Annotated in this window: 11 protein-coding genes and 1 tRNA gene; 6 read left to right on the top strand and 6 right to left on the bottom strand. The window is 36.0% G+C overall.

Going from position 1 to position 17,769, the window contains the following annotated elements:
* Positions 1–490 precede the first annotated feature (490 nt).
* Positions 491–567, bottom strand: a tRNA-Ile gene (locus tag ACFIME_RS06055).
* Positions 568–738: 171 nt separating this feature from the next.
* Here ACFIME_RS06055 and ACFIME_RS06050 point away from each other — a divergent pair.
* Positions 739–1,482 carry an SIMPL domain-containing protein gene (locus tag ACFIME_RS06050; protein ID WP_375662072.1) on the top strand — a complete coding sequence of 248 codons (744 nt, stop codon included), beginning with the start codon at positions 739–741 and terminating at the stop codon, positions 1,480–1,482.
* A gap of 28 nt (positions 1,483–1,510) precedes the next feature.
* Here ACFIME_RS06050 and ACFIME_RS06045 read toward each other — a convergent pair whose 3' ends face one another.
* From ACFIME_RS06045 to dnaG, 3 genes are all read right to left on the bottom strand, one after another.
* A complete protein-coding gene (locus tag ACFIME_RS06045) occupies positions 1,511–1,972 on the bottom strand; it encodes a YcgN family cysteine cluster protein (protein ID WP_375662071.1) in 462 nt (153 codons plus the stop codon).
* A 610-nt stretch (positions 1,973–2,582) separates the two neighbouring features.
* A complete protein-coding gene (gene rpoD / locus ACFIME_RS06040) occupies positions 2,583–4,598 on the bottom strand; it encodes an RNA polymerase sigma factor RpoD (RefSeq protein ID WP_375662070.1) in 2,016 nt (671 codons plus the stop codon).
* Between the two features lie 390 nt (positions 4,599–4,988).
* A complete protein-coding gene (gene dnaG / locus ACFIME_RS06035; protein WP_375662069.1) occupies positions 4,989–6,926 on the bottom strand; it encodes a DNA primase in 1,938 nt (645 codons plus the stop codon).
* Positions 6,927–7,060: 134 nt separating this feature from the next.
* On the opposite strand from dnaG, the gene ACFIME_RS06030 reads away from it, so the two are divergent.
* From ACFIME_RS06030 to ubiC, 4 genes are all read left to right on the top strand, one after another.
* A complete protein-coding gene (locus tag ACFIME_RS06030) occupies positions 7,061–8,278 on the top strand; it encodes a mechanosensitive ion channel family protein (protein ID WP_375633034.1) in 1,218 nt (405 codons plus the stop codon).
* A 69-nt stretch (positions 8,279–8,347) separates the two neighbouring features.
* Complete coding sequence (locus ACFIME_RS06025) at positions 8,348–10,039, top strand: Na/Pi cotransporter family protein (protein ID WP_375633036.1); 1,692 nt, start codon at positions 8,348–8,350, stop codon at positions 10,037–10,039.
* A gap of 855 nt (positions 10,040–10,894) precedes the next feature.
* Positions 10,895–11,146, top strand: coding sequence for a GlsB/YeaQ/YmgE family stress response membrane protein (locus ACFIME_RS06020; RefSeq protein ID WP_375611967.1), 252 nt, complete (start codon positions 10,895–10,897; stop codon positions 11,144–11,146).
* A 1,162-nt stretch (positions 11,147–12,308) separates the two neighbouring features.
* The gene (gene ubiC / locus ACFIME_RS06015; protein WP_375662067.1) at positions 12,309–12,815 is read left to right on the top strand and encodes a chorismate lyase; all 507 of its coding nucleotides are present in this window, start codon (positions 12,309–12,311) and stop codon (positions 12,813–12,815) included.
* A gap of 677 nt (positions 12,816–13,492) precedes the next feature.
* Here ubiC and ACFIME_RS06010 read toward each other — a convergent pair.
* Positions 13,493–13,945, bottom strand: coding sequence for a GatB/YqeY domain-containing protein (locus ACFIME_RS06010; protein WP_375662066.1), 453 nt, complete (start codon positions 13,943–13,945; stop codon positions 13,493–13,495).
* Positions 13,946–14,203: 258 nt separating this feature from the next.
* Here ACFIME_RS06010 and carA point away from each other — a divergent pair, with 258 nt between their 5' ends.
* Entirely contained in the window at positions 14,204–15,400 is a 1,197-nt protein-coding gene (gene carA, locus ACFIME_RS06005) for a glutamine-hydrolyzing carbamoyl-phosphate synthase small subunit (RefSeq protein WP_375662065.1), read from the top strand.
* Between the two features lie 869 nt (positions 15,401–16,269).
* Here carA and ACFIME_RS06000 read toward each other — a convergent pair.
* On the bottom strand, positions 16,270–17,490 hold the full coding sequence (locus ACFIME_RS06000) for an MFS transporter (RefSeq protein WP_375618195.1): 1,221 nt from the start codon (positions 17,488–17,490) through the stop codon (positions 16,270–16,272).
* Between the last annotated feature and the right edge of the window lie 279 nt (positions 17,491–17,769).

Here is a 17,769-nt window from a genome sequence, read left to right as displayed (position 1 = left end):
ATACACTAACCTTTCATCACGATGATGCTATTCGAACGTCTAAAAGACCTTAGCATCACTTAAGAAAAAAGCAAATTTACACTAAATGTTTTTTGAGCCATTTGTTCTGAACAGGTCCAATCTTTAAAATTGGTTTTATTGAGGTCTATTTATTTGCAGAACAAGTATAAATAAACTTATCCAATGAAGCTTTTAGCCTTCTATTTTATGAAGAACACCACACAGAAAAAGTACAAAACAGTATATGAATTAAGAAAGTAAATAGCGCCCCATATCAGTTAATCCAAATGCTAAAAGGTTGTAAATGAGAGAACTTCTTTGATGAGACTAAGAAAACATACCATCATATTAAAGCGACTGAGAGAAAAAACTGCAACAAACAACGACCAAAAGCTTCTAAAACAAACAGGAAAATAAATAAAAAACAAAAAAGGTAGAATCTCAAAACTTTTATATAAGCGATCCATTTTTCTATTGGACATTTCCCTATTGGTGGGCCCGGAGGGACTCGAACCCCCAACCAAGCGGTTATGAGCCGCTGGCTCTAACCAATTGAGCTACAGGCCCCATATATAGGTTGTTTCTCTCTAAACTAAAATGCCCTATGATACAAGAGCTGACAAAGATTATAACCCATCTTTTTCTCTTTTCTATTGGTTTTTTTTCAGTGCCCTAATTTCTTTACAAGAACTCTTAAAAATGAGAGAATAGTTAACTAACAAATATAAAGGTATAGATATGATAGAAAAGAAAATTCAACCACTGAAGGGTTCTCTGGTTAAAGCAGTTATATTAGCATTTACACTCTTAGCCACATCGTTGACTGTACGTGCTTATGCTGAAGAAAATAAAATGAAAAATGCAACGATTACAGTGACTGCAATCGGAGAAAGTCAAGCTGCACCGGATATGGCAATTATTAATCTAGCCGTTGTTACCTATGACAAAACTGCCCAAAAGGCATTAGCTTCCAATAATCAATCCATCAATGATATTATAAACGCTTTTAAAAACAATGGCATCCAAGCAAATGATTTGCAAACATCAGGCTTATCCATTTATCAGTCGACTTCTGATAAACACCACGAAAAAAAGAATAATGAAAAACTCTATCATGTTTCAAATTCTTTGACCGTGCGCATTCGTGATCTTGCCAATGCTGGTAAAATCTTTGATCAAGCGATGACTCTAGGTGTTAATTCAGTTAACTGCATTACTTTTACCAACGCAGATACAAAGCCATTTTATCAAGAAGCACGTAAAAAAGCCATTACTGAAGCCATTGAAAAAGCGCAAACGATAGCGCAAGCAGCCGATTTAAAATTAGGAAAAATTATTGAAATCAATGAAAGGGATGATTACTACCACCCAACACCACGTCTCATGAGTAGAGCAGCAGATGCAAGCTACGCAAATACAAATTTTGCAGGTGGTGAATTAAATTATAATGTGAGCGTCACTGTCGTCTTTGCGATCGATTAAATCACCAACTGTTGTATAAAAAATCATATTACTGGCCTTTACATAGAAGACCAGTAATATGATGAAGATAATCTTCCTCAGATAATAATTCGTCTTCGTAAACCTTTATCTGTCCGCGGGCAGAAATATGCGCTGTATGTACCGTCTGGCAATCTCCTGATACCAATGGATGCCACCAATGAAGATCTTTTCCCTCATAAATTAATCTATAAGCACAACTTTCTGGAAGCCAACGCGCTGTTTTAACTGTCGTAATGTCTAGCGATATACAATCTGGTACAATTGATTTACGATGAGCATAATCTCGACACCTACAAGTTTCCCCATCTAAAAGACGACAAGCAATACTGGTTGCATAAAGGTCACCCGTATCATCGTCCTCAACTTTATGGAGACAACAACGGCCACAGCCATCACAAAGGCTCTCCCACTCAGAAATGGAAATCTCTTCTAATTTTTTTACTTTCCAAAAGGGAAGTTCTCCACTCATAAACTCAGACACACCTTTTTTAATTAAGACGATCTATAAAAAATGAAACGTTTAATTTCTATAATTTTATCTATTTCTGTCTCTTAAAAAGATTCAACTCAATGTATACTTTAAACCATGTTCTTAAAAGCTATCTGAATAAAAAGAGAATATTCAAAAATAGCGCATATAAATGAACATAACCTATTGAAACATCTCTTTGTAAACTTAACGAAGAATAAAATGCGTCACCTAAAATGATAGAAAAATTCCGCAAAGAACATACATTTTTCATCAAAAAGTTCGTATGTTGCAATATAAGTTTATTCCTAACAGATCTCATTTCTTAAAAACGAGCCGCGCTATACGCAAGGTAATGTTTTTATCGTTCATTTCTTGAAAGCCCCCTACTCTCTACTCCATAACCACCCTTTGCCCTATATCTATTCTTTTGAGACAGAGAAGTATAAAGCCCCAAAGCTAAGAAAAACATTAAACATCGTAAACTTTCTAGATTGTTCAAATTCTTCCTATGTTTTTCTCAAGAAAGTATCCAAGTACAACATGAAGCACCTCCCCCCTTCATTAAGAAGAAGGAGGAAGTTATTAAAATGCACACGAATTCCTTTATTTAAGAATCGAGAAAACTGCGCAATTTTCGTGAACGGCTAGGATGTTTCAATTTACGAAGTGCCTTTGCTTCAATCTGACGAATACGCTCTCTTGTAACTGAAAATTGTTGTCCTACTTCTTCCAACGTGTGATCTGTATTCATCCCTATTCCAAAACGCATCCGCAAAACACGTTCTTCTCGCGGTGTTAATGAAGCAAGAACGCGTGTTGTCGTATCTCGCAGATTAGCTTGGATAGCAGCATCAATTGGTAATAACGCATTCCTATCCTCAATAAAATCACCCAAATGGGAATCATCTTCATCACCAACAGGCGTTTCGAGAGAAATAGGTTCTTTTGCAATTTTAAGAACTTTTCGTACTTTTTCTAACGGCATAGAAAGCTTGCTAGATAATTCTTCTGGTGTTGGTTCTCGTCCAATTTCATGGAGAATCTGACGCGAGGTACGAACAATTTTATTAATTGTTTCAATCATATGAACAGGAATACGAATTGTACGTGCCTGATCAGCAATTGAACGTGTAATAGCTTGACGAATCCACCATGTTGCATAAGTTGAAAATTTGTAGCCGCGCCGATATTCAAACTTATCCACAGCCTTCATCAAACCGATATTGCCCTCTTGAATAAGATCAAGAAACTGCAAACCACGATTGGTGTATTTTTTTGCAATTGAAATGACAAGACGCAAATTAGATTCTACCATCTCTTTTTTTGCAATTGTTGATTCGCGTTCACCTTTCTGCACCTGCATAACAATCCGACGAAATTCACCAATCGAAATAGCCGTTTCTTGCGCAAGATTTTGTATCTCACTTCGCAGTTTTTGGATTTCTTTTGCTTCCCGCATCGAAAATTCTTTCCAACCAGGTGTAGGCAAAGCAGCAATATAATTCATCCAATCTGCGTCCAATTCACGCCCTTGGTATTCTTTTAAAAAGTCCTCATGGCCAATGCCATAGCTATTGGCAATCCGTTTCAGCTTACCTTCATTATGAATCAATCTCTTATTGATGTCATAAAGCTGTTCAACCAAAGCTTCGATACGATTTTGGTTTAAAGAAAGAGATTTTACTGCTTGAATCAACTCACCCTTTAATTGAATATATTTCTTCTTCTGAGAAGATGTAAGGCCCCCCTCTTTACGCTCTGCCAAACTGCTTTCAACATGCTGATCTTGTAATTTTCGTAATTTTACATAGGTTTGAGCAATAAAATCCAATGTTTCCATAACTTGAGGACAAAGTTCATTTTCCATTGCAGCAAGCGATAAGTTAACATCGTCCTCGTCCTCCTCATCATCGTCTTCAATGTTTCTCTCTCCTGCGCTCTCCCCCATATTACGTATACCAGAAGACATTTTTTCTTCTACGGTCTTATCAACTTCACTTCGCTCAATAACAGGAGCCTGCTTTGCTTCTGGACCAGCATAAGTCGTTTCAAGATCAATAATTTCACGAAGAAGAATACGCTGCTCTTTTAACTCGTCACGCCAGATAATAAGAGCCTGAAAAGTCAAAGGACTCTCACAAAGTCCCGCAATCATTGTCTCACGCCCTGCTTCAATACGCTTAGCAATGGCAATTTCGCCTTCCCGCGAAAGAAGCTCAACAGCTCCCATCTCACGCAAATACATACGCACCGGATCATCCGTACGATCTGTTACTTCGCGTTTATTCGTTGCCGTTGCAATTGCGTGGCTAGAGGCTTCTACTAAATCACCCCCCTCTACCGTAACTTCTTCTTCATAATTTTCAGACTCAACTTCATCCTCATCATCCACAACATTAACCCCCATCTCAGAGAACATCGCCAAGATATCTTCAATTTGTTCGGATGTAACCTCGTCAGAAGGAAGAACTGCATTGAGTTCATCCATTGTTACGTAACCATTTTTTTTGGCAAGTTTAATCATTTTCTTGATGGCATCATCAGAAAAATCAAGAAGAGGACTATCCAAACTCGCTTGGTTTGTTACTTCTGCATTATCTTTCTGTTTAACCTTTGTTGCCATACCATAACTCCACTCGATCACTTCACAGTTTCTATGTAACCATAGTTTCCATGTGACCAGTTTTTTTGTTCTCACTAAAATCTACCAATAGTTACTCATATATACTTCCTGTTAAGAGATTACCATTGGAAAGAATACATTTTGTATACGCCCTGACATCCAGACAAACTTGATACCCAGACAAAAACGCGGGAAAACTCCAGAAGTTTCCCCGACACCTCTCAGCCCTTCTGAGATAATCTCTGCACCCTATCGTAAGAACCAATTTCCCGCTTTTCCTAAAATTTACCCGCTTTTCCTAAAATTTAATTGTCATCTTTATAAAAATGTCACTCCACATAAACTTCCTCATCTAAAATTTAAGTGACTGATTCGCATTAAAAAAGCGAATCATTTTATCGTATCTTGTGTATTCCCGTCTATTTTTTCATCCAACCAACTTCCAAATCCTTCAATTAACGCTTCTGTTGCCTGCATCTGCTCCAGCTCATTTTTTACCTCACGAAGCAGATCAAAAACCTCACTCTTAGGATTTTCTACAAGTTGCTCTTCAATATCCTGTAACCTCTTATGTAGGTGGTGTTCTTGAAGATGCAAGTAGACAGCTTGTTTTAATATAGCACGCGCATCTTCTATAGGGGCTCCACCAAGAATAATACGCATACCAATATTTTGCACAAGATGTTTCATACGCTCTAACAGAGCCTTTTGCCCTCTTTTTTCTAAGAACGCAACCATCGTCTCTTTATCATGAAGCTGTTGGTCCCCAAGAATTTCCAACATAGCTTGATGAAAAATTATCAATTGAGTATTTTTTAATTCTAACTCAGAAAGAATTTCAAAATTTTCATACCACAACTCAGGATAGTAAGCTAAAGTAAGTAAAATCACTGCTTCACGCAAAGGGATAGATTGCGAAGAATTTCGTACTATTTCAGAATTTTCTAACAGAGAAAAGGTTTGATCTTTAAAGGTCCTATTTGGTGAAGATTGACCATATCGCCCTTCCCCCCTTTTTTTTGAAAAAGAGGGACGAAAAAAATCAAAAAGGCGTTTTTTTACATCTTGCAAATAATAACGACGGACATCTTCATCCTTAATCGTAAAAATTTGTTGTTTTAGTTGTTTTTCTAGCGCTGCTCGTGCCTCTGGAATTTCAAAATGCTTTCCATAGGTAGAACGCCACCATAAAAGCTCACTCAAAGGAATAGCTTTTTGCAAAAAAGAAGAAAAAAGCTGTGCTCCACCAGCACAAACAATTTCATCAGGATCTTTCCCTTGTGGCAACAAAACAAAGCGTACACAAACCCCAGCCTTTAAAAGAGGCAACACACGATCAGCAACACGAAAAGCAGCTTTTAAACCAGCATCATCACCATCAAAACACAAAATAGGCTCCTTCCCCATCTGCCATAAAAGCTCAATTTGCGCTTCCGTTAATGCTGTCCCTAAGGGCGCTACAACTCCTTCAAAACCAGCTTTAGTCAATGCAATGACATCCATATACCCCTCAACAACAAGGAGTGAATGAATTTTTTCATCGCCAACAAAGCGACTATTTTTGCGAGCTGCTGCCGCGTTATAAAGTATATTTCCTTTATGAAACAGCACTGTTTCAGGGCTATTGAGATATTTTGCTCGTGTCTCTTTCTCTAATGCACGCCCTCCGAAAGCCACCACACGTCCGCGCAAATCTTCGATAGGAAACATAATGCGATTTCTAAATCGGTCATAAGAATCCGCGCTCTCCTCATGCACTGAGAGAAGCCCACATTCTTCCATTTGCTTTATTGAAATGCCCCGTGCACTCAAAGCTTCTTTCAAAGCTGTACGCCTTACCGGTGCAAAACCAATGCGGAAACGCTCTACAAGCTCTGGTGTAACACCACGTGCATCCAGATAACAACGTGCTTGCATACCTCCTTTATCGCGTAAATTATATTGAAAAAAATCTGTGGCAATTTTCATCACATCATAAAGGTCAGCTTTTTCCAGTTGACGTTTATGACTTTGTGAATCCAAAATAGGGAGTTTCATTCCCGCAAAATCAGCCAAACGCTCTACACTTTCTGAAAAGTGCAGTCCATCAAGCTCACACAAAAAGGTAAAAATATCTCCACTTACACCACAACCAAAACAATAATAGCGCCCTTTATGATCATCACAATGAAAACTTGGCGTTTTTTCACCATGAAATGGACAACAACACCAAAAGTCTCCCCGTGAAGGCTTACTTTTTCGAGGATCAAAATCCACCCGTTGACCAATCACTGTTGAAATTGGGAGTCTCGTACGCAGTTCATTAAGGAAATCGGGCGGAAAACGCATTATCTCTCACAGAGTTTGAAAATTCTTTTTTGCATATTTAACGACTTTAGAGCATAATTCCAATACTTCCTCTTAAGCAGTTGTAAAATTTTAACCCCTCAACTGCATATATTTTTAGAAATGGAGAATAAAAAGTGATCGAATTTATTGCTCAATATCCGTGGTTAGAGGCTATTTCTTGGCTTGTTATTCTTACTATAGCTGCCCTTTTAGTGAACTTTCTAGGACGAAAATTACTTATTCACGGAGCAAAAAAACTCTCTTCTTTTCTCCCCAAAAATACAACGATCGATATTAATAATGCTATTCAATACATAGCGGATATCATTTCAGCTTTTATTCTTTCAATTGGTGTTAATTTTATCTCAACATTGCCCGATGCATTTAGCACTGTCATCGGTAATGTTGCCAACGCCTTCATTATCTTCTTTGTCGTCCTGACAATTTCTTCCTGTCTCAATGTCATTAACATCCTTTACGAACAACGACCAACAGCACGACTAAAACCAATAAAAGGTTATATTCAAATTGCTAAAATTGCACTTTTTGCTGTTGCAACAATTTTAATGGTCGCTACATTGATTGACCGCTCCCCTCTTATTCTCTTCTCCGGTCTTGGTGCAATGGCCGCGGTTCTCATGTTAATTTTTCAAGATACGCTTCTTTCTCTCGTTGCCGGTATTCAAATTTCATCCACTGATATGGTTCGTGTTGGGGATTGGATTGAAATCCCCAATCTCGGTGCCGATGGTGATGTTATTGAAATTGCCTTGCATACTGTTAAAGTTCAAAATTTCGACAACACCATCACCTCAGTTCCTATCCGTAAACTTGTGACCGACCCTTTTAAAAATTGGCGTGGAATGCAAGAATCGGGTGGAAGACGCATCAAACGCTCTCTTTTTATTGATCAATCAAGTATCCATTTTCTCACAAAAGAAGAACAAAAATATCTTTCCCGATTTAATTTATTAGAAAATTATTTCACGCAAAAAGTAGCAGAAATTGATCAATGGAATGCTCAATTAGATAAAAATCATGATATCTTAGCCAATACGCGCCGTTTAACCAACATTGGAACTTTTCGTGCTTATGTTTTTGCTTATCTACAACAGCATCTAAACATCAACCCTAATATGACCTATATGGCACGACAATTACCTCCTACAGAAAATGGTTTACCCTTAGAAATCTATTGCTTTACGAACACCACCGTTTGGATCGACTATGAACAAATTCAAGGCGATATCTTTGATCACCTCTATTCCATTCTACCCTGTTTCGGTCTAAAAGTTTTTCAAAATCCAAGCGGTTATGATTTTAATCAAGTATTAAAAGCAAAAGTGAAATAAAAACAATAAACTTCAATTTATTAATTTGAGGCAACCACATTCACAACAACAAAGAAAGAATAAAGTATCATGAATGGTTCATTGGTACTCCTTCATCTTGCCGGCGCTATTTCTTTACTTCTCTGGGCCACACGCATGGTGCGCACAGGAGTTGAACGCGCCTATGGTGACAGACTTAAATATAAAATGTGCCACGTCGTTTCAAAACCATTGTTTGCCGTAAGTTTTGGGCTTTTTACAGCAATGATTTTACAAAGCTCTACAGCAATAACACTCCTCGTTGGCTCTTTCGTTGAATCTGGTTTTGTCTCTGGAGTAGCAGGACTTATGGCTGTACGTGGAGGAGAATTAGGATCAGCAATCGTTGTAAAAATTCTCACCTATGACCTCACTCTTGTTGTACCCTTGTGTCTTTTAATTGGCACTTGTATCTTCATGACAACAGAAAAACGTGAATGGCGTCAAATAGGACGTATTGTCATCGGTATTGGTCTTTTGATTTTATCTTTAGAGATGATAAGTACCGCGACAGAACCTTTACGTGAAAGCGAAATTTTGCCTAGCATCATTCGTTATCTTTCAACCGATCCTATTTCCACTTTTTTGTTGGCTGCTGGCTTAACCTACCTCTTACATTCGTCCATTGCAGGAATCATTTTGCTGGTCAATTTTGCCAACTACGATCTTATCCATACGCAACTCTGTGTTGTCATGGTTCTTGGTGTCAACTTTGGCTCTTCTCTTATAGCACCACTTTTAACGCGCAACGCCTCTCCTAATACCCGCCTCGTTCCCTTAGGAAATTTACTCATGCGTGGGGCAGGGTCAATCCTTATACTTATCTTATTTCTCTCCTTTCACCCTCCCATCACATGGCTTGGCAATAACGCCCCTACTCAAGTGATCAACGCCCATATCATTTTTAATGTTTTCATTCTCCTTGCTGGAATACCGCTTTCAAAATGGGTTTTAAAATTAACCACTCAGATCGTGAATATAAGTGCAAAAAAAATGCAAGCCGACAAAAGGCTCAATTTATCTGATCAAACAGCTCTTGATGACAGTGTTCTTGATCGCCCAACTCTCGCCCTCTCGAATGTCATGCGTGAAGTCATTCATATTTGTGATCTTGTAGACATCATGCTAGAAAAAATTATGGGACTTTATGAAAAGCCTGATCCCAATATTATTCGTGAACTCAACCAACTCAACACCATATTGGACAAAAAACATATCGCCATCAAACTTTATCTTGCCCGATTAGCGGGACAAAAATTATCTGACGAAGAAGCTCTTCAAACGCAAGAACTTCTAGGCGCCTGTATAAAATTAGACCAAGCAGGCGATATCATTATTCATAATATGTTGATGCTGGTTAAAAAGAAACAACAAAAAGGTTTACAGTTCAGCAGCGAGGGCTGGAGTGACCTCCTTCGTTTCCACGCCATTGTACTAGCCAACGCGCATATAGCATTTAACGTTCTCGTCTCACGTGATACACACACTGCACACCTATTGGTACAAAAAAAAGATCAACTACGAAACTTAGAAAAAGAGATGAGTTTAAAACATTTTAAACGTCTGCGTGAAGGGGATCTCAAAAATGTAGAATCATCCAGTCTTCATCTCGACACTGTGCGCGACCTCAAACAAATCAACTCTCTTTTGACCTCAATGATCTACCCCATTTTAGAAGAACAGGGACTTCTTCAAAGTTCTCGTCTACGCAACCCTGCTGAAGAACAAGCAGAAAAAACTTAACTTTTCAAATAACTTGAATAAAACACACATCACATCGATTATTCAATTTTGAATATGGTCAAGATATTGATTTAATCAAAATATCTTATTATTCGACAATTTAAATGAGCTTTCTTCATCGTAAGTTTCTTTCATTTAAAATCTATTCATGATGAATTGCTCAAAGTCATTTGCTTGCACATTACAAACAAAGCAGCATGTAGAATAGAACTCTTGAAGAAAGACGTAAAAATGCCTAACCATCTCAAAGCCAAAACTGTTAAACACATAAAGAATAGGTCAAGAGTATGATAGTTCTAACTTAAACCGCCTTGTAAAAAGGAAACCGCTTCACAGTAGCAACGAAACAGAAATACTCTATAAGGAATACAAAACCCCACAAAAATGCAACGTTTATATGAAGATTGGTAGAGGTTCAACCTATACAGCCATGCTATAACGTGTCAACGAAACAGTTTTCATTTCAAAAATCATTGATATCAATTGGCAAGCTCCAAATTTTTAAATATCCATTTTACTTATTACTTTAATCACAATTGTTTTTTAAATGTAAGAGAGAGCTTAAAAAGCTTATAAATACACTTTATGAGTTCTTAAAACATTTTCACTAATATTTTCTTCTTTTATTCATATTTCTCAATTAATTAATTTGTTTATAAATTAAAATGTATTATATAATTTATACTTATTAATTATTATATATAATATAAATGTGATTATTATTTTAATATAAAGGAAATTAACAAGTAAAATCTCTAACAGAAATATCCTTTCCACTGGGTAAAAAAGGAATAAACCTTGATTTTTACAAAGTTTACTCTAGTTACAATTTAAATTCAGGCAAAGGAGGGTATCATGGAAAATGCAAACATAGGTTGGATTGCAGCTATTATTATCGGCGGGATTGCCGGTTGGGCTGCACAGTATATTATGAAAAGCCAAACAGGAATATTGTTAAATATTATCTTAGGGATTATTGGCGCTGCGCTAGCAAGCTTTCTTTTTAGTCTTTTAGGTGTAAGTTTTGCTGGTTGGCTTGGCTATCTTATTTCAGGTTTTATAGGAGCCTGTATTCTTATATGGATAGGACAAAAAATTCGATCATAGAGTATTTATTTTTTACACCTTTTGGGATTCAATACAAAACTAGGAAACAACGAGCAGAGTTTAAAATATTCCCCTGTAACTTGTTGTTACCAATTTTGATATGATGGTGAGATGCTTAAGCTGCAATTTTGGGCATACACCATCACCGTATTATAAAACGAAATGCAGTAAAGAACTTTATAACGCACCATTTCATACCTATATAAACTTACGCATATCAGGAGAGATATGTTGCGTTACTTTAACGAAATACGAACTGATTTTTGTACCACGTGCGCAAATCCAGCTTATCTCACTGTAATAACAACCCATAAGGTTACAAAAATCACTAACGATGATTAAAGATTCTACCGTATAATGCTTAATAGCTTACACTCTATCAACAATACCCTTTTTACCAAGAAAACTCGAAGAGCTTTTTTGCATCTTAAGAAATAAAGAGAGACGGCAAGAACAAAATGATAAATAATTTTTTCCTAATATGTGAAATAAAATAGTATATAAAATAAATATAAAACTTAAATTATGATGTGTTTTTTTAATTTATTTTTAATAATAAAAATATATAAATAAATATGAATAATATTAATGCAAACTTTATTATAAAATTACTACATACTCTGTAATATAAATTAATACTTCATAATTTTAATAATATAATATATTTAAACGTTTTAAAAAGTATATTCATTAATATAAATTTCTTGATTATAAAGAATACGATCTCCTTTACATCTCAATTCAAAAGTTTTGAATATCTCTTCACTTTCTAAAGTATAAAATAAAGTTTTGTTCCTCTTAAAACTTCCTCTTTATATCATCTTGCATAGATGAATTTTTAGCTCTTCTTTATATGCGTTACAAACGAATTTTAAAGCACGAAACATTTTTCCCATTGCTCTCATGCGATAAAGAAATTTCCGTAACGCATTGTGAAAGTGCCTTGGACAAAAAATAATACTTTATTTTGCTTTTTTAAATGAAAATAATCCTATAATATATACTTCCTGCATATCTTCTTTTAAAGACCTTTGCTTTCGATTTTCCCTTTGATATCTTCCTGTTAAAATCTTGCTGCTTTTATACTCCTTGTATTACAATAGAGCTATCTATTTAACCCAACATAACATATGGAATAAGACTTTAGCTGTGGAGTAAAACGATGTCTGATCTTGAAGATTCCATCTTACCACCTCTAAAGTGGTTTTCTGATCAAAATCCTCCAATACCAGAAAATGTTCACGATTGGCTCATGGAATCGGGCTCAATGACGCTTCGATTAAAGAAATATTGTACCTGCCTCCAAGTTCAACCACAACGCGAATGTTTTATTACGCGAGATAAATTAACAGAAGAAGCAGAGCATCTCCCCGAAAATGCGCGTTATTGGCTACGCGAAGTCATATTAATGGGAGATAATAAACCTTGGCTCCTTGGACGCACTGTAATTCCACAAGAAACCCTCCTACACAATCAAGCCTTAATGCATTTGGGAACTGTACCTCTAGGACATTATTTATTTAACAATGACAAATTAACCCGCGATTACATTCATATTGGTCAACAAGATGCGCTATGGGCACGCCGTTCCCGTTTGCGGTTAACGGGTAAGCCATTGTTGCTAACTGAACTATTTTTAACAGATTCACCACTGTATCCCCACAAATAGAGGTTACTCATTTTATTCTGCATAACTTATAGATTTCATATAGCTTATAAGGGATTTAATCAAAGAAAAGAATTTCAAAATCATCTCAAGAACACATTACAAACAAAGACTTCTTTTCAAAAGATCTTTTTATTTCATAAACTCAGCTTAAAAATGTCTCCCCTAGAAAAAACGTTTTAAAGTTCTGATTTTCTTATCATTAAAACCAGCACTTGAATTAAAAAGATACACACCATATTGATAAAACCATCTATATTTAAATTTCTTGCTGAATAATCACCACTCTAAAATACGGGAAACTCTTTATCAAAAAAATACTTTGAAACAGCAAAAAAGACAATAATACACTCCCCAAAATTGGAAATCTGTATCAATTAGCTTAATCATCCTATTTTAAAATTTTTAACAGTGCTGACAATAGATCTTTTTAAAAAAGTAAAAACTCTATAATACTTTTGTTTTTTAATGGTCTAACAGCTTTGAAAAACAGAAAATATAATACATAAAAGATGTTTCATTGCTCTATGAGAGCCCAAAAAGTTTCGTTGATATCAAAAAGTTATTTTTTTTTATAATAGTATGTGTGTACAAATAAATGAAATTTATCAACATCCTACTGACTTACAAAGGCGACGCACAATAAAAAATATTTTCCAATCCCCTTGAATTAACAAGATCTATTGCAATTTCTTACGAAGACTATTGCACACTTTAGAAAAATTCATTTGCCCCGCATACCGTTCCTTAAGCCATGCCATCACCTTACCGATATCGCGTAATTTTTCTGCCTTTGTTTGTGCCAAAGCTTCACAAAGAACCTGTTCTACTTCCATCTCCTTAAGTTGATAGGGAAGAAATTCACGAATAACTTCTATTTCTGCTTGTCCTCTCTCTGCCAATTCCAAGCAACCAGACTCTTTATAGACTCGTATCAATTCTTCACGCTGTTGAAGCATTTTAGTGAAAACAGACTGTATCTGCTGATCATCCACTTCTAGCTTCCCTTCATCATAATAAAGAATATCACGATCCCTAACTGCAGCATTCATTAAACGAAGTGTAGCAAGACGCGCACTATCTTGCGCTTTCAAAGCAGCCCTAAGAGCCCCATCAATCTGGTTACGCAACATAAATTTATCCAATTTTGTTCAAGAAGAAGATGCCTTTTAACCAATCTTTATCCATCTTGCAATGGAGGATAAAAAAATAATTAAGGACTCGATCTTCGAAAAGCTAAAACAAGACTTTACCTCTTCATGGAATGTACTTATACTGCCTACTTCAAGCAAAACGTTACCAGAATAATATACACAGCATCTGCTAAAGGTATGATTTTTGTGTAAAGTTGATCATTATACCTTTCAGAGAATAAATTGTGGATACATAATATGATACAAGCGACTTCACCCAGCCACCCTTGGAGTATCAAAAAAACTACAGCCCTCTTAGTCTTAGCAGATGGAACCGTTATTGAAGGCAAAGGAGCAGGTGCTACAGGTATCGCTGAAGCTGAAGTGTGTTTTAACACCGCCATCACAGGCTATGAAGAAATCCTCACAGACCCGTCATACACACAACAAATCGTTAATTTTACTTTTCCTCATATAGGAAATGTAGGGGCAAATAGCGAAGATATTGAAGATCTCTCTCCTCTCAATTGTCATGGTGCTGTTGGCGCTATTTTCAAGGCAGATATTACAAATCCTTCAAATTATCGTGCCAATGAAAATCTTCATCAATGGCTTAAAACGCGTAAAATTATTGCACTTTGTGGTATTGATACACGTGCACTCACAATTCTTATTCGTGAAAAAGGTGCACAAAATGCTGTCATTGCACATGATGCTAATGGAAATTTTGATATTCCTTCTTTAAAGAAACGTGCGCAAAAATGGCACGGTCTCGTCAATCTTGACCTTACGAAAGATGTGACATCTCAATCATCAATGCAATGGGATGAAAAACCATGGAGTTGGAATAAAGGATACGGTACAAACAATGTGCACAATCTTCATATCATTGCAATTGACTACGGTATTAAACGTAATATTCTTCGCCTTATGGCAACACAAAAAGCCCGCATTACTGTTGTGCCTGCCCACACAACTGCAAAAGAAATTCTGGCAATGAACCCTGATGGCGTTTTTCTTTCTAATGGACCAGGAGACCCCGCAGCTACGGCTCAATATGCCATTCCAACAATCAAAACATTAATTGATCATAATTTACCAATTTTTGGAATATGTCTTGGTCATCAACTTCTCGCTCTTACGGTTGGTGCAAAGACCGTGAAAATGCACCAAGGACATCATGGTGCCAACCACCCAGTTAAAGACCTTAACACTGGAAAAATTGAGATTGTATCGATGAATCACGGTTTTGCCGTAGATTCTGCCTCTTTACCACAACATGTTCAAGAAACACATATTTCTCTCTTTGATGGCTCAAACTGTGGTATTCGAATCATTGGAAAACCTGTTTTTTCTGTTCAATATCACCCTGAAGCTTCTCCGGGACCACAAGATAGCCACTACCTCTTTCAGCATTTTAGTGATCTCATTATGAATTATAAAAAAATATCTTAAAATAAAAAGCCTCACCTTTTAGCTTCTCTCCTTTAAATTATATCATCTTCCTACGCACAATTATATTATTCTTATACCTACAACTTATTGAATAAATATTCTTATTTATCATTCTGAAACTAAAAAGAGCGCTCTGAATAGCTTAAATTTTTCTCATTCCTCTTCTCTTAAGGTCGTATCCATCAAAATCATTGGCTTCTCCCCCCAAGCAAGATAAGTGGGTCGATAAAAATCATCTTTAAAAAGAGTAAAGTGCCTAACCTTCAAATAAGTATTTGATTCACAGTACAATTTTAAGCATTCTATTGTGCATGAGAAACATAATTCCTCCTAAAGAATAAAAAAATTAAAGTGTGAGACAATGCAACAAATCTCTACTTTTTAAAAGATATTGCCGTAGATGGTTTTGAAAACTGTAAAGTCGAATAAAAAAGTAATCGCAAAACAGAAAACATTTTTTCAATTTTACAACTTTATATTCTTCCAAAATGAGGTTTTCTTTCGATTTCAGAAGTTATGCCAACAAATATAAGCAATATTTTACTTCCAATTTGCCATATAAAATTTGGAATTGTTCATACAATACTGATACATCTAACTCAGATACGTTTTAATCTTTGTTTTCAATATGCTGCTACATTAACACTGGATATTAATTTGCAAGCAATAGAAAAAATACGGACTCCCCTATACAAACAATATCACAAAATAAAAAAATTATTTTCACTAAATGAGAAGGATATATCGATATTTTATATAACACTTTGTTAAACAAATATCACAAAAAACTTTCTGCCTATAAAATGATACATTTTGTTTATCTTGTGCATTCTCTAGCAAAATAGTACGTACCGGCCTCTCTAAACAAATTAACGTACCCGCAAGACAAAAATAACTGTCGCAACAACAAGAAGAAAAAAGCCTCCAACAAAAGGAGCACCAGAAAAATAAAACAATGCATTTTTATCTGTAAAACATTCAAAAAGAAACACATAAAAAACAGAACCAAATGTTAAACTCAACGAAATAACAGATGTCATCGCTCCTTGCAGTTCTCCTTGTACATTTGTCGGTACCTGCGCTGAAGCAATAGCACGTATAGGTGCATGAACAAGATACTCAAGCATAGTACACACACAAACCATATATACCATCCACCCCTGCGTCGCGAATGTATAGCCCAGCATAGCAACAGAGGCAAACAAAAGCCCCACTATAACAATATGCCAATCACTCCATCGTTTAGAAAAATAAGGCAAAATGAGAGCGACTACAATAAATTGGCCTATCCCAAAAACACTATAGGAGAGTCCAATAGAAAAAGAACTCCAATCATAGCGTTCTTTTGCAATGAAAGCCCAAATGCTTAACCATACAGATTCCGCAAACCAATAAAGAAAAAAGACCAATAACACCCAAAGAACCATCGGGTATTGTTTCAGATGCCAAAAAGCACCTAAGGGATTTGCCCGCTTAATATCAAAAAAGCGCCTATTCCATAAAGAAAGGGTTTCTGGAAGCATAACCCAAGAAAAAATAAAATTAATGAGAGAAAAACCAGCAGCAAAATAAAACGGAATACGCGGACCAAACTGACCTAAAAAACCACCAATAAACGATCCTAAAATAAACCCCAATGCGGATGCAATGCCTAACAAACCAAAATTGCGTGTACGGGTTTTATCATCGGATATATCCGCAAGATAAGCTGTACAAGTTGCAAAACTAGCGCCACTTATCCCTGACAAAAGACGCCCGATAAATAACATAGAATAGCTCCATGCTATAGCACATATGAGATTATCAAGAGCAAAGCAGATAATAGAGAGAAGCAAAATAGGACGACGACCATAACGATCAGAGAGATTGCCAATAACAGGAGCAAACAAAAACTGCATCACTGAATAAGCTGCAAGTAATTTTCCTCTTTCTACAAAAGATGTACTGACCTCTTTTCCAGTTAATTGAGAAAAATATTCAGGCAAAACAGGACAAATGATCGCAATACAAAGAATATCTAACAATAAAGTGATGAACACTAAAATGAGCCCACGCTGAACAAATTTCGGATTGAGCATTTGGTCTTGCATAACATACACACTATTTTACGCATACAATGACTCCCCCGCTCTCTTTTAACTCCCGTTTCCTTTTAAAAGTATTCTATACCCTATACTTTTCACATACAAAATAATAACAAAGTAAAAATTTAAATAAGAGTCAAGATAAAACTATAAAATTACGTTTTAATTGTTATATCTTTAATTGCTATCTCATTGTCAAAGAATAAAAATTTTTTTGCATTATACGAAAAAAATATTTGTGCGACAAACTCATGAACAAAATTTCATGAAACACAGAGTATTTCC

It is taken from the genome of Bartonella sp. AP1QHHD, assembly GCF_042196265.1.
GTDB lineage: Bacteria > Pseudomonadota > Alphaproteobacteria > Rhizobiales > Rhizobiaceae > Bartonella.
The sequence above is the reverse complement of the archived record's forward strand: the minus strand, read 5'-3'. Positions and strand labels throughout refer to the sequence as shown.

Excerpts from the sequence above, each read along its gene's own strand:
- ACFIME_RS06050 (WP_375662072.1), top strand. The coding sequence starts at position 739 with ATGATAGAAAAGAAAATTCAACCACTGAAGGGTTCTCTGGTTAAAGCA.
- ACFIME_RS06045 (WP_375662071.1), bottom strand. The coding sequence starts at position 1,972 with ATGAGTGGAGAACTTCCCTTTTGGAAAGTAAAAAAATTAGAAGAGATT.
- rpoD (WP_375662070.1), bottom strand. The coding sequence starts at position 4,598 with ATGGCAACAAAGGTTAAACAGAAAGATAATGCAGAAGTAACAAACCAA.
- dnaG (WP_375662069.1), bottom strand. The coding sequence starts at position 6,926 with ATGCGTTTTCCGCCCGATTTCCTTAATGAACTGCGTACGAGACTCCCA.
- ACFIME_RS06025 (WP_375633036.1), top strand. The coding sequence starts at position 8,348 with ATGAATGGTTCATTGGTACTCCTTCATCTTGCCGGCGCTATTTCTTTA.
- ACFIME_RS06020 (WP_375611967.1), top strand. The coding sequence starts at position 10,895 with ATGGAAAATGCAAACATAGGTTGGATTGCAGCTATTATTATCGGCGGG.
- ubiC (WP_375662067.1), top strand. The coding sequence starts at position 12,309 with ATGTCTGATCTTGAAGATTCCATCTTACCACCTCTAAAGTGGTTTTCT.
- ACFIME_RS06010 (WP_375662066.1), bottom strand. The coding sequence starts at position 13,945 with ATGTTGCGTAACCAGATTGATGGGGCTCTTAGGGCTGCTTTGAAAGCG.
- carA (WP_375662065.1), top strand. The coding sequence starts at position 14,204 with ATGATACAAGCGACTTCACCCAGCCACCCTTGGAGTATCAAAAAAACT.
- ACFIME_RS06000 (WP_375618195.1), bottom strand. The coding sequence starts at position 17,490 with ATGCAAGACCAAATGCTCAATCCGAAATTTGTTCAGCGTGGGCTCATT.